Origin of the sequence: Paenibacillus polysaccharolyticus (genome assembly GCF_023714295.1) — a bacterium.
Classification (GTDB): domain Bacteria; phylum Bacillota; class Bacilli; order Paenibacillales; family Paenibacillaceae; genus Paenibacillus; species Paenibacillus polysaccharolyticus_A.
Genome location: NZ_JAMAUN010000007.1, coordinates 205326 through 229305 on the forward strand (window position 1 = coordinate 205326; position 23980 = coordinate 229305).

At 45.2% G+C, this 23980-nt stretch carries 22 protein-coding genes; 9 read left to right on the forward strand and 13 right to left on the reverse strand.

Annotated features, from left to right (window positions below; all coding sequences use genetic code 11):
* Nucleotides 1-405: 405 nt before the first annotated feature.
* Nucleotides 406-2103: a CPBP family intramembrane glutamic endopeptidase gene (locus tag M3629_RS17950; RefSeq protein WP_251508992.1), complete on the forward strand. Its 1698-nt coding sequence runs from the start codon at nucleotides 406-408 to the stop codon at nucleotides 2101-2103.
* Here the strand turns inward: M3629_RS17950 and uvrC are convergent.
* Together uvrC and trxA are read right to left on the reverse strand one after the other, a co-directional pair.
* On the reverse strand, nucleotides 2072-4159 hold the full coding sequence (uvrC, locus tag M3629_RS17955) for an excinuclease ABC subunit UvrC (protein WP_251508993.1): 2088 nt from the start codon (nucleotides 4157-4159) through the stop codon (nucleotides 2072-2074). The two genes, M3629_RS17950 and uvrC, sit on opposite strands and share 32 nt — an antisense overlap.
* A gap of 334 nt (nucleotides 4160-4493) precedes the next feature.
* On the reverse strand, nucleotides 4494-4811 hold the full coding sequence (gene trxA / locus M3629_RS17960; protein ID WP_251508995.1) for a thioredoxin: 318 nt from the start codon (nucleotides 4809-4811) through the stop codon (nucleotides 4494-4496).
* Between the two features lie 264 nt (nucleotides 4812-5075).
* Between trxA and M3629_RS17965 the strand changes: the two genes are divergently transcribed.
* Nucleotides 5076-5231 (forward strand): YqzM family protein, encoded by a 156-nt coding sequence (locus tag M3629_RS17965; protein ID WP_090919461.1) that lies wholly within the window; start codon nucleotides 5076-5078, stop codon nucleotides 5229-5231.
* A 91-nt stretch (nucleotides 5232-5322) separates the two neighbouring features.
* On the opposite strand, the gene dnaI is transcribed toward M3629_RS17965, so the two are convergent.
* The 4 genes from dnaI to M3629_RS17985 form a co-directional block, all read right to left on the reverse strand.
* Nucleotides 5323-6273: a primosomal protein DnaI gene (gene dnaI / locus M3629_RS17970; RefSeq protein WP_090919464.1), complete on the reverse strand. Its 951-nt coding sequence runs from the start codon at nucleotides 6271-6273 to the stop codon at nucleotides 5323-5325.
* A gap of 159 nt (nucleotides 6274-6432) precedes the next feature.
* Nucleotides 6433-7347 carry a tetratricopeptide repeat protein gene (locus M3629_RS17975; protein ID WP_251508997.1) on the reverse strand — a complete coding sequence of 305 codons (915 nt, stop codon included), beginning with the start codon at nucleotides 7345-7347 and terminating at the stop codon, nucleotides 6433-6435.
* A gap of 115 nt (nucleotides 7348-7462) precedes the next feature.
* Nucleotides 7463-8998, reverse strand: a complete 1536-nt coding sequence (locus M3629_RS17980; RefSeq protein WP_251508999.1) for a DnaD domain protein — start codon at nucleotides 8996-8998, stop codon at nucleotides 7463-7465.
* A 386-nt stretch (nucleotides 8999-9384) separates the two neighbouring features.
* Nucleotides 9385-9678, reverse strand: coding sequence for a YuiB family protein (locus M3629_RS17985; protein WP_090919489.1), 294 nt, complete (start codon nucleotides 9676-9678; stop codon nucleotides 9385-9387).
* Nucleotides 9679-9905: 227 nt separating this feature from the next.
* On the opposite strand from M3629_RS17985, the gene hemQ reads away from it, so the two are divergent.
* A complete protein-coding gene (gene hemQ, locus M3629_RS17990) occupies nucleotides 9906-10652 on the forward strand; it encodes a hydrogen peroxide-dependent heme synthase (RefSeq protein ID WP_090919493.1) in 747 nt (248 codons plus the stop codon).
* 360 nt (nucleotides 10653-11012) lie between these two features.
* Here the strand turns inward: hemQ and M3629_RS17995 are convergent, their stop codons facing one another.
* Both M3629_RS17995 and M3629_RS18000 read right to left on the reverse strand, forming a co-directional pair.
* On the reverse strand, nucleotides 11013-11267 hold the full coding sequence (locus M3629_RS17995; RefSeq protein ID WP_251509001.1) for a hypothetical protein: 255 nt from the start codon (nucleotides 11265-11267) through the stop codon (nucleotides 11013-11015).
* Nucleotides 11264-12457 carry an NAD(P)/FAD-dependent oxidoreductase gene (locus M3629_RS18000; RefSeq protein WP_251509003.1) on the reverse strand — a complete coding sequence of 398 codons (1194 nt, stop codon included), beginning with the start codon at nucleotides 12455-12457 and terminating at the stop codon, nucleotides 11264-11266. Before M3629_RS18000 ends, M3629_RS17995 begins: the two co-directional genes overlap by 4 nt.
* A 511-nt stretch (nucleotides 12458-12968) precedes the next feature.
* On the opposite strand from M3629_RS18000, the gene M3629_RS18005 reads away from it, so the two are divergent.
* Both M3629_RS18005 and M3629_RS18010 read left to right on the forward strand, forming a co-directional pair.
* A complete protein-coding gene (locus M3629_RS18005; protein ID WP_285888900.1) occupies nucleotides 12969-13970 on the forward strand; it encodes an NAD(P)/FAD-dependent oxidoreductase in 1002 nt (333 codons plus the stop codon).
* Nucleotides 13971-14046: 76 nt separating this feature from the next.
* Nucleotides 14047-14298 (forward strand): hypothetical protein, encoded by a 252-nt coding sequence (locus M3629_RS18010; protein WP_251509006.1) that lies wholly within the window; start codon nucleotides 14047-14049, stop codon nucleotides 14296-14298.
* Between the two features lie 21 nt (nucleotides 14299-14319).
* On the opposite strand, the gene M3629_RS18015 is transcribed toward M3629_RS18010, so the two are convergent.
* Nucleotides 14320-14463, reverse strand: a complete 144-nt coding sequence (locus M3629_RS18015) for a sporulation histidine kinase inhibitor Sda (protein ID WP_024632651.1) — start codon at nucleotides 14461-14463, stop codon at nucleotides 14320-14322.
* Between the two features lie 356 nt (nucleotides 14464-14819).
* Entirely contained in the window at nucleotides 14820-15479 is a 660-nt protein-coding gene (locus tag M3629_RS18020) for a YheC/YheD family protein (protein WP_251509008.1), read from the reverse strand.
* Nucleotides 15480-15716: 237 nt separating this feature from the next.
* Between M3629_RS18020 and M3629_RS18025 the strand changes: the two genes are divergently transcribed.
* Both M3629_RS18025 and M3629_RS18030 read left to right on the forward strand, forming a co-directional pair.
* On the forward strand, nucleotides 15717-15971 hold the full coding sequence (locus tag M3629_RS18025; RefSeq protein WP_251509011.1) for a hypothetical protein: 255 nt from the start codon (nucleotides 15717-15719) through the stop codon (nucleotides 15969-15971).
* 25 nt (nucleotides 15972-15996) lie between these two features.
* Nucleotides 15997-17526, forward strand: coding sequence for a Ppx/GppA phosphatase family protein (locus M3629_RS18030; protein WP_251509013.1), 1530 nt, complete (start codon nucleotides 15997-15999; stop codon nucleotides 17524-17526).
* On the opposite strand, the gene ppk1 is transcribed toward M3629_RS18030, so the two are convergent.
* Nucleotides 17486-19567 carry a polyphosphate kinase 1 gene (ppk1, locus tag M3629_RS18035; protein ID WP_251509045.1) on the reverse strand — a complete coding sequence of 694 codons (2082 nt, stop codon included), beginning with the start codon at nucleotides 19565-19567 and terminating at the stop codon, nucleotides 17486-17488. The genes M3629_RS18030 and ppk1 overlap by 41 nt on opposite strands.
* 247 nt (nucleotides 19568-19814) lie before the next feature.
* On the opposite strand from ppk1, the gene M3629_RS18040 reads away from it, so the two are divergent.
* Entirely contained in the window at nucleotides 19815-20042 is a 228-nt protein-coding gene (locus M3629_RS18040) for a hypothetical protein (RefSeq protein WP_123064690.1), read from the forward strand.
* Nucleotides 20043-20420: 378 nt separating this feature from the next.
* Nucleotides 20421-21470 carry a glycoside hydrolase family 53 protein gene (locus M3629_RS18045; RefSeq protein WP_251509075.1) on the forward strand — a complete coding sequence of 350 codons (1050 nt, stop codon included), beginning with the start codon at nucleotides 20421-20423 and terminating at the stop codon, nucleotides 21468-21470.
* Between the two features lie 848 nt (nucleotides 21471-22318).
* On the opposite strand, the gene M3629_RS18050 is transcribed toward M3629_RS18045, so the two are convergent.
* Both M3629_RS18050 and M3629_RS18055 read right to left on the reverse strand, forming a co-directional pair.
* On the reverse strand, nucleotides 22319-22672 hold the full coding sequence (locus tag M3629_RS18050; protein WP_251509077.1) for a hypothetical protein: 354 nt from the start codon (nucleotides 22670-22672) through the stop codon (nucleotides 22319-22321).
* A 21-nt stretch (nucleotides 22673-22693) separates the two neighbouring features.
* Entirely contained in the window at nucleotides 22694-23965 is a 1272-nt protein-coding gene (locus M3629_RS18055; RefSeq protein ID WP_251509080.1) for an MFS transporter, read from the reverse strand.
* Nucleotides 23966-23980: the final 15 nt, after the last annotated feature.

The following is a 23980-nucleotide window of genomic DNA, read 5'->3' on the forward strand; positions in this document are numbered from 1 at the left end:
CATGTATGATTCCTAAAAAACTTCATATAATTGGAGTTGATATGCATCCAACTGGAGTTAGCATCCATCTTGTAAATGATGACATCTGAGTTAGCTCTACTCAGTTAGTTCTTTCCGTTCTATTCGTTCCCTTGTTAGACCCGAGCCATGCGGATTTTTGCATATTTGCTTCAAAATTATAAGCGCTGCGGCAAATGCACACAAAACGATTTTTGGGTAAATAACATCAAATTCGTTCAAAACGGGAAAAACACCTAGGCCGGGACGGCAAGATCAGATTTTCTCGATCATTTTCATTCATTTTCAGAGATTTGCACCTGTTTTCGCTCTGTCGTTGGCATTGAGTACATGCCCTGTGCTATCTTTACATTACGATGTAATTGAAAAAAGGAGGAACACCATTCCATGAATCCCTTAGGGCAGCCTTTACAGCTTAAGGCTAACTTCAAGCGTTTGGGGTTGCTTGCGGTGATCGGCCTGATTTTATTTTTTATCTTTCAGATCTTTCCTGCAACTTCGTCACAAACGACAGAAATTTCGTCAACATCCTTTATTAGCAAGGATCAAGCGATCCAATCCGCACGTTCATTCGCGGCTTCTGTTGATGACTATACGCTCCCCAGCAATGCCAGTAAACCCCTAGTAACGTATCAGACCCATTCCGATATTTACGGTTATATGGCGAAGACGAAACAGCTTGCCACGTACAATAAAAAATGGGAAACAACCTATCCTTACGATGTGTACCGAGTGCGTTTGCTTGATCAGAACAGTGGGGGTTACCTAAACGTTGACGTACATATGAAAACAGGCAAGGTGGTCGCTTTTAAGCGTGTATTACCTTCCTCCCTGTATACGGCCGTTGAATCAGAGCAAGAGCAGGGGATCAGAAGAACTTCAGAGTCGCTTGCAGAAGGCAATATGCCATTGAACGAAAAAGAAGATCTTGCGGCTGGAGTTTTGAAAGAATTCGGATATGACATCCCAACACTCCAACTGGATACACGAGATGGCGAGCCGGGTCTGAAGTACACGGATGCAAGTAAAACGATTGGAAACTCCAAGCTAGAATTGAATTTTACATTTGAAAATGGGGCTGTCCGTTCGTTCGATCCGGAGTTCTCCGTACCGAAATCCCATACGGATTATGTTAAAGGCCAGACCCAATTAGCCAATTGGTTAACTTACGGTGGTTACGCTTTTCTGACGTTTGTTCTCGGTGTGCTTGCCATTATTTATAGCATTCTGGCTCGTGCAAATACATCGTTCAAACGAGGCGTGGTATTGTCACTGGTGTACTTTGCAGCTTCTATGATCGGTACACTGAATATGCTGCCTCTCTTCCAGGCACAAGGGCTTTCAAGCTTCATGTTAGTGTTCCTTATGCTCATCCAAACCGGCATAACCATCGTGATGAGTGCTACGATCTATTTGTCGCTTGTCGCCGGTGACGGCATGTGGCGCAAAATCGGATCGAATCCATGGCCTCGTGCCAAGGAGCCGGGTTATGGCAAATATGTGCTTCATAGTATGTACACCGGTTATCTATGGGCTTTTATTCTGTTAGGTGTGCAATCGATTCTGTTCTTCATTCTGGAACGCAGTATCGGTACATGGTCTACAACCTCGGCAGATCAATCGACGTATAACATGACATATGCCTGGATCTTCCCGATTATGGCTTGGATGGCCGGTATTGGGGAAGAAGCGGTATACCGACTGTTTGGTATTCGAATGATGCAAAAAGTTGTGCGTAACACGTTTATCGCCTGTCTGATCCCTACAATTATTTGGGCACTTGGACACACCTTGTATCCAATCTACCCAGTCATTACACGTCCGATTGAACTGACCGTCATCGGATTGCTCTTCAGTCTGATCATGTTGCGTCACGGCTTCATTGCCGTCGTTTTTGCACATGTCATCTTCGATAGTCTGCTGATGGGACTCAGCTTGATTTTCATGGGAGACGCACTGAATATGGGTGCCGGAATCTTCTGGATTGTGCTACCTGCCATTGTTGGATATGTGGTCTACCGTTTCAATCCAAAACAAAAAGAGAAGCCGTATGTCACGACTCCTCATCACGAAGTGCTGCAATAATTTGATTTGCCAGTTTATCACCAATCGATAGAGGCCGGAAGTCTTCAACACTGGCCTCTTTTATTTTGCGCAGAGAGCCAAAATGCTTCAAAAGTAGCTTACGTCGTTTCTCCCCGATACCCGGAATAGCATCGAGGCGGGACGTAACCATCGACTTACCGCGCTGTTCACGGTGAAATGAGATGGCGAACCGGTGAACCTCTTCTTGAATCCGCTGAAGTAGATAAAATTCTTGACTGTCCCGCGGCAGAGCAATTACCTCTGGCGGATTACCAATCATCAGCTGTGATGTTTTGTGTTTGGCATCCTTCACCAATCCACACACCGGAATGAATAGCCCCAGCTCGTTTTCAAGAACATCTACAGCTGCGGAAATCTGTCCTTTACCTCCATCGACTACGATCAAGTCAGGCTGGGTCAAGTTTTCCTTAAGCACTCGCTCATAACGGCGACGGATAACTTCACGCATCGTTTCATAATCATCCGGCCCCTCGACAGAGCGTACTTTATATTTCCGATATTCCTTCTTGTCCGGTTTACCGTCGGTGAACACAATCATGGCGGACACCGGATTCGTACCCTGGATATTCGAATTATCAAAAGCTTCAATTCGTCTTAACTGCTCCAGACCGATCCAGCGTCCCAATCCCTCGGAAGCCTTGGATGTCCGCTCTTCATTACGTTCAATAAGACGGAATTTCTCCTCCAATGCCACCCGTGCATTGTCGAGTGCCATCGTAATCATCTGGCGTTTCAGTCCGCGTTGCGGAATATGCACTTTAATGTCCAACCATTCTTGCAGAGAAGCAGCCATCTGTGACGGGTCTTCCAACTCGGATGGTAGTTTGGCATTGGATGTTTCCAGCAATTCGCTTGCTTGCTTCTTTTCTTCCTCGGTTACATCTGCCCCATAAGTTGCAAGTGTCTCGGCAACATGCGGTATGGAAGCAGCGGCCTGATTCATCACGGCTTGTAATTCCACGTGTGTGGATTCAACCGCTCCTTCAGAATGCTGATCCTCTGAAGTATTCGTAGGATCCGCTTTGACCGAATCGTTTGACGCCTCGCCAGTAAGGAGTTCTTTCGGCATCTCCGGTAGCAAAATTTCCTGTGGCAACGCCGGGTTATCACTATAATACTGGGTTACATAGGACATGAAATCATTGTAGGCCTCACCGTAGAATGGGAAGGTGGATACATGACGTTCAATCATTTTTCCCTGCCGCATATATAGAATCTGGACACACATCCAGCCTTTATCAATCGCAAATCCAAAGACGTCACGGTCTCTGGCATCCGCCATCGTAATTTTCTGTTTTTCCATGATCGCATCAATCGCAATCACTTGGTCACGCAGCTCTTTGGCACGTTCGAAATACAAGTCTTCAGCCGCTTCCTGCATTTTGCGTTGCAAGTCCTTTTTAATCTCCTCATGCCCGCCGCTCAGAAACGACCCGATCTCCTGCGAAATCTCGTCATACTGTTCTTTGCCAACTTCCTTCACACAAGGGGCAAGGCATTGGCCCATATGGTAATACAGGCAAACTTCCTTCGGCATTACACCACATTTGCGGAGTGGATACATCCGATCCAGCAGTTTTTTCGTTTGGTGTGCCGCATAGGAGTTCGGATATGGACCGAAGTATTTGGCTTTATCTTTCAGCACACGGCGAGTCACTTCGAGCCGTGGATGCTTTTCATTCGTTATTTTAAGATAAGGGAAAGTTTTATCATCTTTCAATAATACGTTGTAACGTGGCATATGCTTTTTGATCAGGTTACACTCGAGAATGAGTGCTTCCATGTTGCTACCTGTCACGATGTATTCGAAATCACGGATCTCCGATACAAGACGCTGCGTTTTCCCATTATGACTGCCAATAAAATAAGAGCGCACACGGTTTTTGAGCACTTTGGCTTTACCAACGTAGATAATCGTACCCTCACTGTTTTTCATCAAATAACAGCCCGGCAGGTCTGGGAGCAATGCAAGCTTGTGACGAATCTGCTCCAGTGCCTTCTCCTGTGCGTCTAACTCCTGCATAAATGGATCCATAATTCGGTGGGTCCTCCTTTCCGAAAAAAGTAAAAATAATGGTTACACAAAAGAATTCACACACGGCACTCCAATGACAGAACAACCTTCCAATCGCTGTTATCCCCAGATTTTTTGATTCCCTTTTAAAAGGGAAAATCCGGTGATAAAAGCGAACGCTTCGCTTTTTCAGGTTTTCTCTGTCCTTTTAGTTATTGTGTGAATGGTTCAAGTACGTTGTAAAAATTAGTTTTACTTTTATATTGTCCTACATATCACTTATCGACGCAAAACGCCCCCGGCATGTAAACCGGAGGCGATGTGTCAGCCTGCACTTATCAAAGTGTTTTGCATCTTATTGATGTTTTTCGATGATTCCTTTAAGTGCATCTTTAGAGTTCAAACCAACCACTTTATCAACCGGTTGACCATCTTTGAAGAAGATCAGTGTTGGAATGCTCATTACGCCAAAGCGGGATGCAGATTCTGGATTCTCATCCACGTTTACTTTAGCAATTTTTACGGAATCGCCAACTTCTGTGGACAGCTCTTCCAGGATTGGAGCGAGCATTTTGCAAGGACCACACCAAGGCGCCCAGAAATCAACCAGAACCGTTCCTTCTCCTTCGACTTCCGTGTTAAAGGATTGATCGGATACGTTAACAATAGCCATGAAATTGTCCTCCTTATATATACTTACGGTTTTATTTTAACCTGTAACGTCGTGAACGACACTTCCAGTATAACACATGTGCGTTAGACATGTGAAATGAACAGATAATGTTCATCTTCCCAACATGAAATCTTCACAATTACAGGTGCAGCCAGTCGTCTGCAAAATCTTTACAAACGCTTTCTTTTCCAAGTATACTAAAATTACTCCGGATTGTAGCCCTGCTTGCAGGCCAAGCTGTCAATCCTCAAAGGAGGCAACACAATGGACGCTAATATTCGGATGACCGACCCGCGTGAACATGTGAACGAGGAGCCGCGTAGCGATCTCTTTGATCTAATTATGGGCGTTGTCGGCATGGGCGGCCTGATGACTGTTATCTTTTTTGGTATGGTAATTTTTAAATTCCTGACCGAATAGGATATTCAAGTCAGTTTCAGGCTCCCGCAGACCAGAAAAGCCCGGTTCTCGCATATTGCGAAAGCCAGGCTTTTTTGGGTTCATCTATATCTTAGCTCTTCCCTCGTTGGTTCTCGCCCCGTACCTGAATGACATCCACAAATGGACGAATTCGATCCATCAAACGTTGACCTTTGTTCGATTCCTCGCCATCCCGGTTCGTAAAGCTCAAGTGTTTCTCGAGCCCTTCCAGGTTGTAATTGGACGTATAGAACGTTGGCTTGCGATTCATTCTATAGTTAAGAATAGAGCCCATCACATGATCCCGTACCCATGGGTTCAGGTTCTCTGCACCAATGTCATCAAAGATGAGCAGATCACAGCTTTTCAGAACATCCGTCATTTCCTTGAGCTTCTGTCCTTCACTGATCATGGATTTCAAATCCTCCACGAAGTCAGGCATATAAATAATGACACCTGTATGACCCGCAACCGCGAGTTCATGTAGCAGATAACACATCAGAAACGTTTTGCCGGTTCCAAACGAACCTTCCAGATACAACCCCTGCGTTGAAAGTCCGTTGGCCTTCGTCTCGCTAATATAACGAAGTACACGGTTTACCGCTGGCGCACGCATGCGATCTTTGCCCATAATTTCCACATCATTATATCCAGCGCTTAGAGCGCGCTCATCCACATAAAAACTGCGAATCCGCTGTTTGATGATATGTTCATTTTGCCGGGCAATCTGTTTGGAGCAAGGTGCTTTGATATCTATAATTTCGGGTTTACCGTTGAAGTTCTCTACTTCCAGTTTGCAGAAATGACCCTGAAAATCGTTGGGACAGTTGTCGAGTCCCGGACAATTCGCGCAGTTCTTCGAATCTTTAGCATACTGAAACAGCTTGCTCAGATCGGGCATGAGCTGTGTATCTTTCAGTTCAGGATGACCTGCGCGGAACTCGCGCACATATGGGTCTTCCAACAAATCCGCCATAATTCGCCGCGACTGCTCACGAAACGAAGGGTTCAGCTGCTGAAGCAGTCCTCCCAAGGATTCCATGACTTCAAGCCCCCTTTTAAAGTATTAATATTTATGAAAACATGAGACAATTTCATCTCCAAATATTCAATCATTCGTACTGTTCATTCTATAGAAAAGCACACAATAACTCAACTGATACATTTGGAAAAAACCTCTCCATATTATACGTGTATTCATTTAACCCTTATATTCTGGATGTGCATGTCTGGAGCACCCGAATAAATAACATTTGGAGCTTAAAGATGTGGTGAATTTAAATGGTGGAACAAAACCCGAGACAATCTGTTCGAGAATATGTTCATACTCCTTTTTCTCCATTTGCAAGCGAGTCACGTATGCCACTTTATCACTTTCTGTCCAATTCTCATCGCAATCTTCTGCCTGTGCTTCCTCAATATCATCTTGTTTTAACCCAATACATTCTTCTGCAATTTCAACTGCACGTTCAATTGCATTCGTCTGAACTAGAGCATATATATATCTATTCACCCAGTCGGGCGACTTATCATAAGTGTTCCAAGATTTTTCAAACCAATGAACCGCTTCGGAATAACATGCAAGCTCCAAGTACAGTTCCGCAACATGTACCTCTCCGACAAAATCATCATCACTTTCCAAGAAGGCATCCAGTTTGTGTTTTGCTTCAATGATATGTCCCAGCTGAATTAAACAGTGAACATGAATATACATGGCGTAATCAGAAGGCCCGGCACTCTTCAAAAATAAAGCTGTCGCCTGATCCAACTCTCCGAGATGATATTTGGCAATTGCTAAGTTATTGTATGCCTCTTTGGAAGGCTCCACAGCAATAGAGTCTGATAGTACAACCGCGGCTTCTTCCCATCTCTCCATCTGAACAAGTAATTCACCAAGCAGACTGTAAGGAAAATGAGAGGTTGGTTTCAACGCCACTGCTTCCTGAGCCAATTCAATAGCTGCTTCGATATCCCCCTCTTCGTGATAATAGATCCAGGACAGATTCGTCAAGGACTGAACGTCCCTTGAATCGTTCAATGCTTTCTGAAATAAAGCCAACGCTGCATCATAATCATTATTTTCAAGGTATTCGATGGCTTTCTGATTCGTGTTCAACGGATCTGCCCCTTCCCTCTGAATGACTCGTGTCCCTAGCTTTCGGACTCCACCACACACCTATTGAGTAAAAAAGCGAGTCACCTCTCCCAAGGGACCCGCCTGTACCGTACAACTATAACGTTCCTTTTTGCTTGCTCGCCTGCATCTCCTGAGCAAACCGCATCATCTCTTCGAACTCTTCCTCCGAAACATCTTCCCCATCCTGGCTTATGTCTTGTACAATCGGAATTTCGGGTTTGGCTTTGGTTCCTTTGCCGTATGTACGGGTACGGGTTCCGGCTGCTCCTGCAGCCTGCTTGCCTTTCACCTTCGCCTGATCACGGATATATTGTACAGCCTTCTCATACGTATTAACCTGCTTTAGCAACATATTGGAGGCAATGGCTTCGACAAAATTACGATTAATCCGTTGCTCGCCGCCCGATACAAGCAATGCCATCAGATAATGAATCAATACGTTGATCACTTCACCAGGAAGCTTGTAGCTCAGATCAATTTTTTCGAAAATATCAACCAGATTATCCGGTACAGCCCCCGGGAAAAATGTCTGTAACAACCGAGTGTACGGCTCGTTACGAAGCATCATATTGTATTGATGAATGTCACACTTCGTTGCAAATTGCGGCGGCACCTCGACATAATACTCCATCTGAACAACATGCTCCACTGGCGGTTCACCAGCGTCACTGTATGGCTGTGGCTCCTCCATATGCTGGCGAAGTGCAACCACCTTGGCGGCTTGTACCGTTTGTTGTTCCTGACGTTTCTTCGTTTGTCTGAATTGCATGCTCGCCTTGTGTTGAAGATCATCCAGCAATAGTTGTCCTTGCGGGCTGAATACACCATCCTCGTCCAGCAGTCTGCATACATCCTGCACGCTAAGATTAAACTTGTTCACTACAAAATTGACGATCCCGAGCTGTTCATGATCAAAACGAAGTTGTTCCACATAACGCCGGTTTACCGACTCACGCGGGAATCGTAAAATAATGTCTGCATAATTCAGTGTGTTTTCTTCCACAGCATCATTCGTGCCCGTTCGCTGTGCCGATGTAGATACTTCGGATAGTGCCTGTTCCAGCTCATAATCAATGACATGCGTGTTAAGCTCAAATATATCGTAAAAGGGAACTGAAATATTTTCTTTGTTGGCTGCAACGTAAGGTGCGTCCCCATTTTCAACTGCCGAAAAGCCAGCTCGCAGGGACAACACAGCAAACTTGCCAATTTTGTCCCGAAGCAGCAGTGTCAGATGCTGTGTGCGGAAAAACTCTCCTGGCGAGAGCGGCGGCTGCAGTTCGTACTCATAGATGTAATCATCATTCTCTGGAATATAAACCCGCGATGTCTGGAGAAGACCTACTGCCTCCAGCTTGGACGCCTGTTCAACCAGATATTTACGTCCTTTCTCGCTAGGCTCCAGCCCCAATGTCATGAACAACCTTCGTTGCTGCTCAAGCGGGGAATAACCGACCTGTTCTCCGGGGAGATGCTGAAATAACAGCCGATACAAGCCAACCGCAAAAGCACCTACCATAGGCTGGTAAGCTCCTGTGAGCATGCGGTCGTCCAGGGCGCTTAATCCAAACTCCCTGTATACGCAGTAGCGATGATGTTCCGTAAAATGATGCAAATTCTTCATGCGCATAGCCTGATCTCCTTCTTCCCCAAAGGTTGTTTTTCTATTCTATCATAAATGTCCGATCCTCAAATGCTCAAAAACAGGTAAAAAACCAACCCGTTCTCTCTCCGTTTCGTCCTAGGTCGACATCGTTCACGTTTTCGCAGAATTGGGCGAATTTTCAAATGAATAACGACAAAGAGTCGCTAGAATACTATAAAAGCTACAGAGCGAGATTACAAGCGAAAATAGTTTATATCTATTCATCTTATGCTTATGAAAAAAAGCATACAAACATTCCCGTACCCCGTTCGTCACAACAAAAAAGCCTTCCCTTTGCACGCGTAAGCGTTTGCGTCAAAGATAAAGACTTTTTTCAAGTTATTGCGGCAGATGCCTTCACTTTCCAGTCATCAGAACATCCGATATCCGCCTAAACGCAGTTTCTGAATCGTCCATCCGCTGATTATCGCACCCGCGAGGCCTGCAACCCCTGTCATATAATCGACCAACTGGAACGATCCAAGATGTGACACGAGCGTAGATGAATGATCCCATAAGGAATATACCACCACAGGCAAAATAACGATGACGAACAGATAGGAAGGAAACCAGGTGGTCTTCATAAGCATATTCAAAATGAAACCGATACCAAACATCATCACAAAAAATAATACCATTAATACAAGCACAGGTATAAACTGCATCGGCTGACGTTCACCTCTTCTTTCACACTTTCGGTTTTCCCTTCTGGATAGTAGTAAGTTTACCGCAAAAAATGTGGCGAAGCAACGAACTTTCTGGACAAATCTACCGATTTCCACGAGAAGATCATTTGCCCTCCTGCTTCATATTGGGATACAATATAACGATAAAGCACTAAACCATCCCTTACCGGGATTTGGAAATATAATCCGCAGGAGGAACAATATCCATGAACGAAGCCGCATCAACCCTGGAGGGCTGGTATGCCCTGCATGATTTTCGCTCGATGAACTGGACCGCTTGGAAAGCAGCCGACGATGAAGAGCGTGCTGTTGCCCTGGACGAGCTTCAAGAGTTTTGGAATGATTGGAAAAAAGTCGAGGAGGCTTCCCAAGGCAGCACTGTAGTTTATACAGTCGTAGGTCAGAAAGCTGACTTTGTGATGATGCATCTGCGCGAAACGCTGGAAGATCTGAAGGCAGTAGAAAACGCCTTCAACAAAACAACGTTTGCCAAATACACGACTAAAGCTTATTCATATGTCAGTGTAGTTGAACTGAGCAACTATCTTGGCAAAGAGGGCGAAGATCCGATGCAAAATCCGGAGATTATTGCCCGTCTTAAACCGGTTTTACCACAACGCCAATACATTTGTTTCTACCCAATGAACAAAAAGCGTGAGTTGAACGACAACTGGTACATGTTGTCCATGGACGAGCGCCGTACCATGATGCGCAGTCACGGCATGATCGGCCGCAGTTATGCGGGTAAAGTGAAACAGATCATCACGGGCTCTGTCGGATTTGACGATTGGGAATGGGGCGTTACGCTGTTCGCTGATGATGCGCTTCAATTCAAAAAACTCGTGTACGAGATGCGCTTTGATGAAGTAAGTGCACGCTACGGTGAATTTGGCTCCTTCTATGTAGGAAGCTTGTTGAACGAAAGCACACTGGAAGAGATGCTGAAACTGTAATTTGTTTCTTGCATAAAAGGTTCATCGTCCAGCTTGTCTTTTATTGAGACAGCCTGGACGTTTTTTTGAATTTCAATACAGCATAAAAAGCACCGCCAGATGTATTACTCCGCGGGTGCTTTTTATTTTTCCAATATTACTTCACTTCAAGCTTGATTTAGATTTGTTTTAGTTGAACTCATTGTTTACACAAAAAACGGAGAGGACAGAAAAAACCTGGAAAAGCGAAGCGCTCGCCTTTATCACCGAATTTTACCCTTTGAAAAGGGAATCAAAAAATTTGGGGATAACAGCGATTGAAAGGTTATTCTGTCATCGAAGTGTGCGAGTGTAAACTCTTCTTTTCAACTAACTGAGGTCTTAATCCTGCTCCCCTTCATCAACCGCTTTCAGAGACTCAAGAAACTCAGCAGTTGCACGGTCACGGTCACGACTTTTTTCCTTCAGTCGTTCAATCGCCGGCAGGATGAGAATATCTACTTCTTTCTGAACGATGTAGGCCAGGTCATATTGATTCTGATCCTCCAGATACCCGCCGACCTGCATCAAATCGTTGTAACGATCCAGTTCATCACGGGTTAACAGACCTCGAACCTGTACACTGCAATGTCTCATCCGAAAAACCGTCCTTTCCTCAGGACCAGCGGAATACCTCCGATGATAAACAAATAGCGCATATCTACTAATTTTTTCAATTGAGCTGCCTTCCAGCCCTTGTATTTCTTATCCCCAACGACAGCAATCGCTTCCCCTTTACCCAACGAGGCAACGGTACCTTTGTTAGTGAATTCAAAAGGCTGAGGCTGCTTGTTGCGAATGGCTGCGACAATATTCTTTGCACAGTTCACACCTTGCTGCATCGCAATCTGTGCTGTTGGCGGATACGGTCTGCCCTCCTTGTTAAACACAAGGGAGTTGTCCCCGATCACATACACATGCTCGTGCCCAGGAGCACGCAAATACTCATCTACCTTCACACGACCACGCATCACTTCAAGCCCCGCCTGTTCAAGTAAGGAATTCCCCCGAATGCCTCCTGTCCATACGACAGTGGCTGCGTCGATCTTCTCGCCTTCACCAACGATGACGCCATCAGGAAGACATTGCTTAATGGGAACACCAATTTTAAACGTAACACCTTTTTTCTTCAGTACGTTCATCGCATGCTCCACAAGTTCCGGATCGAACCCCGGCAATGCCGAAGGTGCGGCCTCAACATTATAGATGTGTACATGCTTCGGGTCCACGTCAAATTCTTTACACAGCTGCGGGATACGATCTGCAAGTTCTGCGACAAATTCCACGCCGCTAAAACCTGCTCCCCCTACAACGAACCGAATACGGTTTCGCTTATTATCGTTTTTGTACATTGCGAATTGATATTCGATATGTTCCCGAATCAGCCTCACAGAGTTGATGCTACGAATGGTCATCGCATGGTCCAGCATACCCGGTATACCAAAGGTTTCGGGTTCTCCGCCTAGCCCAATAATCAGGTAATCATAGGACAATGTCCCATCCTCCAAAATGACTTTACGATCCTGAAGACGAATCTCCTTCACGGATGATTTTACCAGATCAATCTTGAATTCATCGATCAGTTTGGAAATAGAAACTCTCGCATGCTCTATTTTATCCGTGCCGGCTGCCGGCATATGTAGATGGGTTGTAATATAGTGATAATCATGCCGATTCACCAATGTGACGTCAGCTTCATTATAGTTGAGTTCCTTCTGCAGCCGCTGCGCTGTCAGAATTCCGCCATATCCCGCTCCGAGAATGACGATTTTGGGAATGCTGCTCATATCTGTACTCCTTCCGGTTTCGCTCGCATCCTTCCTGATAATTGAGGTGGAATGCAAAATGCTCTTACTTACAAGTATTGCTCAGGTCTTATCCAATATGACGACAAATGTAAAATTCGTAAGTGTATATTAACTTCTGTACGTATAATATCGACGATTATAGTTGTGAAATTAACCACAAGTTTCCACAAAACGAGGTTGTTTCTTAACCTGATATTATGACTCTAATTTTGACAAAAAAACACATAGTACAGGTCAAGGATATCTGTATTTCTCGTAAAGATCAAGGTTTTTTTTGTTATTTTTCATAGCCTTTCATTTCCAATTTCATCCTATTCTCACCAGAACTTCATCATTTATTCTCAGATTAGTGACCCAGCTAACTTTGCAACCCAGATTACACCGTTTATAATAGGAAAGACAGTTTGGCATCCATGCAGATGATGTGACATAATTTGCGAAAATAATCACTGTTCTCTACCTATTAAAATAAGAAAGGTGTTGTTGATTGTTGACTGCACAGACGTCCGGTCATGAAATGACCGATTTACTTATTATCGGCGGTGGTCCTGCGGGCCTGTTCGCTGCATTTTATGGAGGTATGCGTCAAGCTTCCGTTACACTGGTTGAAAGCATGCCACAGCTTGGCGGACAGCTGGCTGCCCTCTACCCGGAAAAATACATTTATGATGTAGCCGGTTTTCCAAAGGTTACTGCTCAAGAACTTGTGAATAACTTGATCGAGCAGATGAACCACTTTAACCCGAACATTCGCTTGGAAGAAAAAGTGGTGTCCGTGGAGAAAAAAGAAGAACAGCATTTCATCGTAAAAACAGATGAGAATGAATATCATGCCAAAGCGGTGATCATCACGGCTGGTGTTGGTGCATTTGAACCTCGTCGGCTTGAACTTGAAGGTGCAGCGAAGTTTGAGAAAACCAACCTGCATTACTTCATCAGTGATTTAAACGCTTTTGCCGGTAAAAAAGTTTTGATTAGCGGCGGCGGAGATTCTGCTGTAGACTGGGCTCTGATGCTTGAGCCGATTGCTGAACAAGTTACTCTGATTCACCGCCGGGACAAATTCCGTGCACATGAGCACAGTGTGGAAAATCTAATGAACTCCAAAGTCAACGTGATGACACCGACTGAAATTACGGAACTTCACGGAGACGACACCATTACCAAAGTTACTCTAGCTCATGTTAAAACGAAAGAAACACAGGAAATTGAAGTAGATGATGTGATTGTTAACTTTGGTTTCGTATCGTCCCTCGGTCCAATTGCTGAATGGGGTATCGAAATTGATAGCAATTCCATCGTTGTCGACTCACGCATGGAAACATCTATTCCAGGTATTTTTGCTGCTGGCGATATTACGACGTATCCCGGCAAGCTGAAATTGATTGCTGTTGGCTTCGGCGAAGCCCCAACTGCAGTAAATAATGCGAAAGTATATTTTGATCCGGATGCTAAATTGTCTCCTGGACATAGCAGTAATATGAAACGCTAATTGAGAGAAATCACATAATATGGTACAAAAAAGGGTATCTTACTCCTGAGAAATCTCATGATCAGGAGGGATACCCTTGTCTTATATATGCCCGCTGTGTAACGGTCTGGTTGTACCGGAGCAGGCTTGTCCCCACTGCCTTCAGGGACTGTCAGAATGCGGCAAATTAGACGACTACACCGGACCATACAGCCCCTACGAACGTCAAGCTTCCTCTGACACGGCAGACGAAACCGAGAGCGTTTGCAATCACTTGATGTATTGTCACCATTGTCAGACCAGCATGCTGCTGCCTGTCTCTTTATGGGACTCGTCCGGAAACCTGTAACATTGCCTGCAATGAGGATCTCTAGTGAAGAATGGCAGATACGTCGGTACCCAGTTTGCGCTTATGGATTTCTGCCAATAGCAGAGCGATAAAATCTCTTTCGAGATCCAGTTCGATCGCCTTATGGTAGGAATCCAACAACATCTCATCGGATAACATAGCCATTTCCCGCCACAACCTTTCCTTTATTTTCCTCATAACTATCATATCAGAGATCGGATAAGAGAACAAGCGTTCTTGTTATCCACAACAACGTGTGGAAATCCTGTGTATAGTTTGTTGATAATTGGAAAAAACATAGAATATATATCAGTGGATAATGTGGACATTATTTATACACAGGATGGATAGCATCTCTACACAATTCAGGATTAAAAGAAAATTTGGAACTATTTTCATAGTTTCCATCAATGCTCCGAATGTATTACCCAATACTGAAAATTTTCAAACACTTTTCAACCGATTTCTCTTGTATATACTATCGGTTTTTCTTCCGTTTTCTTTAACATTTCCAATAATTTTCATTGAGGTCTGGTATTCACTTCCAAAATCCATATTCTACCGGAGTGATCCAATCCATAATCGAATCCCAGCTGACCTATGCCAGGGAACTGACTTTCCATGATATGTGTGCAAGTTAATGTTAGTGAACGCATCTCCTGCCGTTTGTATCGATTACCGATGTGGGGCAGTGATACGGCGAGTGCTTTTTTGCCGGACAGCATCGTCCCCCCTTTGCTCAGATTTGTTACACACAGTCCCGGACGAGCAAGCCTTCCAACCAATGAACGGAATACCCAGCCCTGTTCCGTCTTTACTACCTTAACTCTGTAATCCACGGGTCTTCCATGAATGGTTGCGAGATGGATGCCTTGCTGTATGATATATCTTCGTTTGGCCTTTACCCGTACAAGGGAGCGGTACAACTTTGTAAAGCTTGCAAAAGAACGAGTAACTTTCATATGTGTATATCTAAAAGCTCCACCGTTGCTGGATACCCGGATCACGCCGTACCCTCCGCCGCCAACAACGGGTTTAATATATACCATTCCATAACGTTGCAGCATATATAGCAGGTTACTTGAATTAAATACTTTTGTTTGCGGGATATGAGCAGCAGCTACCGGATATTTCATTAACGCAGCGGTCTTCCGCCATTTGCTTGCTAACTGTCTCGCCATAGGTCAATCTCCTCTCTCCAAACCATGATCCTTCTTTATACATACTCACACCAAGGATTGTTTTCTTGGATGATTGTCCAAGGCTAAGGCCCCTTTTCTGTGGAACATGTCCTGCTGTGTTACGCGGATTCCAGGACAAATGCCGGTTTACTTTTCAAACGGTTCAATCTGTCGTATGCTACTAAAGAATGACTTTGTTTTGGCTAAAAATGAGGATCTAAGGGAGCGTCAGAAGACATGGAAGCATTTTTCAAATCACTTTATGGTGTAGCCTATTTTGCAATGTCCATTGTACTGGTCGCGGTAACGGTACTGCTTTTTGTCATCGGGATACGTCTGTTTATCAAAAAACGCAATCGTGGCTTTGCTCTCAGTTGCATTTTATTTGCCTGCTTCATCGTCTTTATCATCGTTGTGATGTTCACCACGCCCTTCTCTGCCACGCCTCCAGGCTCACCGGAAGCGCTGGCTACCCTGTTACATTATGGGTAACTGATCTTTGTAGAAGGAGATGCTTATGACACGAAATAATAAAACACTTGGAATTGTTGATATTGGCTCAAACTCGATTCGTCTAGTGATTTATGAATTAAACGAAGAAGGAGCTTATCGCATTATTCATGAAGACAAGTATGCTGCCCGGCTAAGCGGGGTTGTGGAATCGGACGGCAGTATCCAAAGATCTTCCTTATCAACTGCCATAACCGTCCTACGGCAATTTAAAGCCACCTGTGAGTCTTATCGGACTGAACTGGTTCGGGCGGCAGCAACCGCCGCAATTCGCAATGCGACCAACGCCGCACAGATTATTGCATGGTTGGAAAGTGAGACTGGACTTACGATTGAATGTGTCTCCGGAGATCGTGAGGCCTATTACGGATTTTTGGGCGTAATACAATCGATTGACCTGGCTGACGGTTTTGTCGTTGATATCGGGGGCGGCAGTACGGAGATTACCGTATTCCGCAATCGCGAAAGATTGCACAGTGTCTCTCTGCCAATCGGTGCTGTGAATTCACATGCCCGTTACGGAGGCGAGGATCAGTGGGCCGAGGCCAATGAACAATCACTGTGCAATGAAGTTATCGAGGCACTACAGGGGCAGGCTTGGATTCGGGAACATCCCGGTTTGCCGCTCATTGGACTGGGCGGAACGATGCGTACACTCGCAAAAGTAGAACAGAAGCGGACGCAATATTCTCTGCCAGTAACGCATCATTATGAAATCGGAGAGGAAGCGATGGAAAATATCGCCCACTCCTTACCCTATCTTACTTCTGCCCAGCGCAAAAAGGTGCCGGGTCTTGCCAAGGATCGGGCTGATATTATCGTACCTGGCGTACTGATCTTGCGCACCATCTTCCGTATCATCCAGGGAGATCGTTATGTGGTAAGCGGAGCAGGACTCCGTGATGGCCTCTTGAAAGACTATCTCGCCGCTGGTCAACCATCCGCTCCTGACGCATTGAAGGATAGCATCCGCAATTTCCTTCATTACGGCCCGCCGATTCCGGAGAAACGTCTGAACCGGATTCATCAGGATGCGGTTACCTTGTACACCGCTTTGCAAGAGACTCCTCCTGACGCCTCTGATGAGCGAATTTTGTATGCATCCTCCATGCTTCATATGGCCGGCAAACAGATTAACTATTTCCGGTACACGCAACACTCGGCTTACTGGATAATGAATGCAAGCATCTACGGTCTTTCCCACAGGGAAACGATTCTTAGTGCCATTGCAGCCGACTATCATCCGAAAAAAAGAACGCCTCAACTGCTGCAGAAGCATGAGGATATTCTAAAAGATTCGGATACACAGCATGCTCACCGAATCGGATCGTTACTGCGTGCGGCCGAAGCGATTAATCGTGCAGAAAGCATTGCCGCCATTCACGCGGTCAAAGAAAAAGACTCGCTGCAGGTCACATTGACCTGTACAGACGAGCCTTTACTTGAACTGAACGGCCTGGAAGATGCCGTCAAAGATCTGCAGGAAGCTTGGGGAGTTACGTTAAAACACTCCATTCAGCAGGCTTCCAAGGGATAATGCCCATGGCCTCCGTCTGACTTCTCAGCGGGGGCTTTTCATTTTGTATAAATACATAATTGCCGTTTGGCATAAGTTCTCTAGCCTTCACATTGTCATTCAACGACAGATTGAGGATATCCACCAGCATTTTTTTCAATGAAGGATCAAATACAGGACACATCAGCTCAATCCGCCGATTTAAGTTCCTTGACATCCAGTCTGCACTGGAAATGAAAACGTCCGGATTCCCACCATTTTCGAAGTAGAACAACCGCGAATGTTCCAGAAAACGGTCTACAATGCTAATAACGCGAATATTCTCACTAAGTCCTTCTACCCCGGGACGCAAACAGCATACACCGCGAACAATCAGATCAATCTGCACCCCTGCTTGTGAGGCAACATATAATTGATCGATCATTTCCTGATGAGATAAAGAGTTGATCTTGGCAATGATTCGAGAACGTTTCCCCTTCAATGCATGTTCTGTCTCTCTGCGAATCAAAGTGAACAACTCATCCTTCATGCCATCTGGCGCAACGCGGAATGCTTGTAATGCCTTTGGACCGGAATAACCGGTAATTTCATTAAACAGTTCGGATGCATCCTCACCAATGATCGGGTTAGAGGTAAACAAACCTACATCCGTATACACTTTGGCCGTGCTCTCGTTGTAGTTCCCCGTACCGACGTGAACGTAACGCCGCAACCCTTGTTGCTCCCTGCGTACAACGAGGATGATTTTTGCATGTGTTTTCAGGCCCACCAGACCATAGACGACATGGCAGCCTGCCTTTTCCAACTTACGAGCCCATGCAATATTCCGTTCCTCATCAAACCTGGCTTTCAGTTCCACAACGACGGTGACTTGTTTACCGCTCTCTGCGGCGAGTGCAAGCGCAGGAATGAGACGTGAATCACCATTTACCCGGTAAAGTGTCATTTTGATGGCCAGAACCTGCGGATCTTCCGAAGCTTCCAAAATAAAATCCGTCACCGGTTCAAACGATTCGTACGGATGATGGACCAGTACATCCTGTCTGCGAAGCAACTCAAAATGACTCTCTCTTGGCAAAAACTCAGGCGGATAAACAGGTTTTACCGGAGCGTATTTTAAATGGGAGAAGCCCTCAAGACTGTCCACGAATCCTGCCAGAAAACTAAGATCAAGTGGTCCATCAATTTCAAAGATGGGGTCCTGTATTTCAAATTCTTCTTGCAGTTCCTGCAGAGCGTCACTGCGAAAATCCTTGCACACTTCCAGCCTGACAGGTGCTCCGCGACGTCTGCGGCGTAGCTCCTTTTCGATCGCTTCCAACAAGTCTTCCGCTTCCTCTTCATTAATAGAGAGATCCGCATTACGAGTCACTCGGAATTCTTGTACAGCTAACGAGATGTATCCGCTGAACAGGGTATGAATATGATGTTTAATCAGGTCTTCGATAAGAATGAAGGATTTCTTTTTGCTATTGGCCCGTAAAGGCACCTTCACGATTCGAGGAAGATTGGAAGGTACTTGTACGATCGCCATAAATGGCTCGTCATTTTGTTCATCTTCTTTTTGCAGCATGACCGACAGATACACCGACTTGTTATGCACCAGTGGAAACGGTCGGCTCTGGTCAATGGCCATGGGCGTAAGCACCGGAAAAATAATATCATGATAATATTGGTCCATTGCACGCTGCTGTGTCACGTTAAGGTCCACGTAATCCTGAATGTGCACACCCTTCTTGGCGAGAAGACGAGTAAGCTCTCTATACGTTTTATATTGCTCCGCGACCATAGCCCCGGTTCGTTTAATCAATCTGCGGTATAGTCCCGAAGGGGTATAACCTGTGAAGTCTTTTTGTGTGAATCCTGCCTTAATCTTCTCCTTGGTTTCTGCAAGTCGGACACTGACAAACTCATCCAGATTGCTGGCAACAATACCGAGGAACCTCATCCGTTCCAGCATAGGCGTCGTAGGGTCCTGAGCCTCTTGAAGCACACGTCTGTTAAATTCAACCCAGCTCAAATCACGATTGACATAGTTTCCTGTTTTGAGATCTTTATGCATGTATGGCCTCCGAATGTGATGCATGTTAATTCTTATTCGAACTTCTACTATAATTGTACTATTCGTAATCGGCTCCTAGCGTCATCGGAATGTTAACGCAGTGTTAAATTTATGTAAATGATAACTCATGACCGCAACTTTTTCCATCCCTTTACAAAGCACAATAGACAAGGTAAAGTGAACTACAGTGTGATTTGATCGGCTGTCGTTATTATCCCAAATTTACGTTATTTCAAAGGAGTATCTCATGAAATCGAACAAACCTAGAACGTTACAAAAAAACATCGAGTTTTTCACTGCTGCCCTTTCCCAATGTGTAGTTACCGCATGGCAGGAAGATCCGGCAGGTGTATATTGTGAAGTCGGTCGCGGCATTGTGGAGAAAATCAGTGATGACAGTGTACGGATTCGCAATGATAATGGAACGAAGAGCCATTATGCTCGGGAAACGACGATGTTTCAAACCGAAAAATAATTTTGCGTATATATGAAAAAAGACTAGCTTTCTGAAACAGAGTGTTGTATACTCTTGCCACAAGGAAAGGAGGTGCGTCAACATTTCTAATCACATGTTGAACGTGTCCCTTACCCGATCCACTACTTCCAAATAAATGGGATGGTAATGGAGGCGCGGGATACGGATCAATGTTTTAAAAAGCGCCACGGGTAGAAAAGCCGTCTTCGGACGGCTTTTTGTTTTGTCTTTTTTATAATACATATAAACGTAACGCATGAAAAAGTATGAGAAGTTGAGAAAACAACCAAAATATTGGAAACGGACCCTTTAGAAGCATGATTTCGGAAGGCTATAATGAGGATGCATCTCAACTTATAACCGAGGAGGCATGTTGTCATGTTTAGAAATGTAAGGGGTTTCAAAACAAGCATTCTGCTAGCTTTTGTTTTATTATTCACTTCGATCCTGCTACCAGCAGGCCAGCACGCCAGCGCCGCACCTAGTTTTGCCAAAGGAGCTGATATCAGTTGGGTTCCGGGCATGGAAGCTCAAGGGTACAAGTGGAAAGATAAAAACGGAGTACAACGCGACATTATTGATATTTTGAAAAAGGATTATCAGATTAACTCTGTCCGCATCCGTGTTTTCGTTAATCCTTCGAATGATTATGGTAACGGTTACATGAATAAAGACCGCGCTGCCGCTCTCGCACAACGTGCTAAAAATGCAGGTATGAGTGTCATGTTGACACTGCATTACAGCGATTCCTGGGCAGACCCGGGTAAACAAACTAAACCGGCCGCATGGAAAAACTATAGTTTCCAGCAGTTGATGGATGTTGTCTGGAGCTATACCCGTGACGTTATGACGACTATGCAAAGCAAAGGGGTCACTCCAGACTGGGTACAGATCGGTAACGAAACGAGCAACGGTATGTTGTGGGATGATGGCAAAGCTTCGGTCAATATGAAAAATTATGCTTGGCTCGTGAACACGGGACATAATGCTGTAAAATCCATAAGCAGCGGTACTAAAACCATTGTACATCTTGCAAACGGAGACGATAACGCCCTCTTTGTCTGGAATATCGGTGGGCTAATTAGCAACGGGGCTAACTTTGACATGATTGCAATGTCTCTTTACCCTTCTGCTTCCGGCTGGAATACTGCCGTGACGAACACGGTGAACAATGCAAAAGATATGATAAATCGGTATGGCAAAGAAATTATCATCTCCGAAATTGGCATGGACAACAATCAGCCGTCGGCAGGAAAAAACTTTGTCGCAGCGATGAAAAATCAGATCCGCAATTTGCCGAGTGGCAAAGGAAAAGGTGTATTCTACTGGGAGCCACAAGCTACTCCAGGTTATAACGGTGGATACGGCAAAGGCGCTTGGCAGTCGAATATGATGCCAACGGCTATCCTGGAAGGGTTCATTGACTAAACACGGGAGTTAGAAGCCTTATGCCCGGGCGGGAGCTGCGGGTGGACGTTTCGGGGGCGGGACGTTCTTGCGATCGCTGGTTGTCCTCGGATTTCTTTTTTGAATTCCCCTCATAGGGGAAAATCCGATGACAAACGCGCACGCTCCGCTTCTACAGAATCGCTCCCGTCCCCTCCACTACGCGCTGCTCCTTAAGGGAGGGCTTCTAAAACGTGCTTCGACTTTTCACGGGAGTAAATGGAAAAGAGCAAACTCATTGAGATGAGAGATGCGGGTGGACGTTTCGGGGACGGGGCGTTCTTTCGATCGCTGGTTGTCCTCGGATTTCTTTTTTGAATTCCCCTCATAGGGGAAAATCCGATGACAAACGCGAACGCTTCGCTTCTACAGAATCGCTCCCGCCCCCTCCACTACGCGCTGCTCCTTAAGGGAGGGCTTCTAAAACGTGCTTCGACTTTTCACGGGAGTAAATGGAAAAGAGCAAACTCATTGAGATGAGAGCTGCGGGTGGACGTTCCGGGGGCGGGGCGTTCTTTCGATCGCTGGTTGTCCTCGGATTTATTTTTTTGAATTCCCCTCATAGGAGAAAATCCGATGACAAACGCGAACGCTCCGCTTCTACAGAATCGCTCCCGCCCCCTCCACTACGCGCTGCTCCTTAAGGGAGGGCTTCTAAAACGTGCTTCGACTTTTCACGGGAGTATGTAGAAACATTTATAAAAGGTGCTCACCCTTACGGATGGTGCCTTTGGACGTTGAAGAGCGTTATTGCACCCTATTGACTGGGTGCTTGGAGATATCTACGGTTGAGCGTTTCGAGGGGCAAGTTCAAATGATCCTGCTCGAACTTACATGAACACCATAACAGCTATAAGAGATACAAAAAGACTGAGGATAGCAATCATCGCTTGAATACAGCTAAACGATATATTTTCGATCAGGATCATGTGTTTTCTCTGTACAACATATGAGAATAGAAATGAAGGAAGGATAACGGGAAGATATTGATGAAGATCCGCACCACTGGTACTTGGCAATAGTGTGCCAAGATATCCGTTTGTCGTTTCGTTCACGATTAACCACGTATAGATCATGCCAATGATTACTGAAAAAAGAAACGGAGATATCAAACGAATCCTGTTTCCCGGTAGCACGAAACGACCAGGCTTGCGCTCTAGCAACTCATCATTAACCATCATCATTCTCCTCCTAATTCATTATTTTCATCGTTCGTAATGAACGGTCTGATCCTGAAAAGCCCGATAATTCAGCAAACCCGCAACAATGGCTAAGATGGTCAGTACGGCTGCAAACAAATAAAGATTCACGATGCCTATGATTTCAGCTAGCCAAGCCATACCTAGCAAAGATATGCAAAATATGAGATGCATCATGGAGGCTTGAGCTGATAAAACCTTGGGTAACATCGGATTAGCCACACTACTTTGAATCAACGTACGTCGGTTAATCATAGCAAGCTCAGCAAATGGCCCCATTAACATGACCAGGAACAACGCAACAAAAGGCTGTGAGTTTAAAGCATAAACGGCAGTTAGGATTCCATACCCTGCCATCCCTATCATCATAACTGAAAAATATCGACGTCCAATGATTCTGCCTAGAGCAAGTACCAGCAAACCACCACTAATGGTTCCAGCAAAATAAGCTGCATTGATGAAGCCCCACCATTCTTCTCCCTGTCCAAGCGCCACCTGCACAAACGCAAGCGTGAAAGCACCTACCCAAATAGAGCCGCCAAGCATGTCGATCATATCCATGAACGTAAGCACTCGCAGACGAGGTGTCTTCCATATCATCTTCCAACCTTCGGTTAACGTGTGCCATCTACTTGTGCCCAGATCAGAAGAAATATCTGCTGCTGCATTCACACGCTTCTCTGGTATACCTCCAAGCGTTGGTTCCTTAACACCAAGTGTAAATACAGCTGCCAAGCCATAAATAACAGCTGCGATTAACAACGTTGAACTTGATCCAATGAATGCAACAATTACGCCGCTTAGGCCCCAACCTGCAAATTGTACAACTTGATCGCTGACGCTCATGAGTCCATTGGCTTTGAGTAGACCTTGTTCATGAGTCACCAGTCGTGGAATCAGCGCATTTCGAGCTGGTGTTGTCCATCCATCGAGAAAAGACATCACAAATATAAGCGAAAACACAAGCACTAATGAGGATTCTACGCTATTAAGCTGTATGTACACTGCCAGACAGATGAACAACAGGAACTGCCCGGTTTGTGAAAAAAAGAGTAGACTGGGCAACTTAAAACGCTGAATGAATAGAGGTGCAACTAAACTACTCAACAACTGAGCCCCACTGCGGATCAATGGCAAAAGTGCCGCAGACACAAGCGAATTTGTACGATCCAATACCATAACCGTAAGGGCCATAATATACAATACGTCCGCAGCATTTGCTGCTGTTTGGGTTGTCCACAGATAATAAAAAGCACGAGTCAAATACGAGGACTTCATGAACATCTTTCTCCA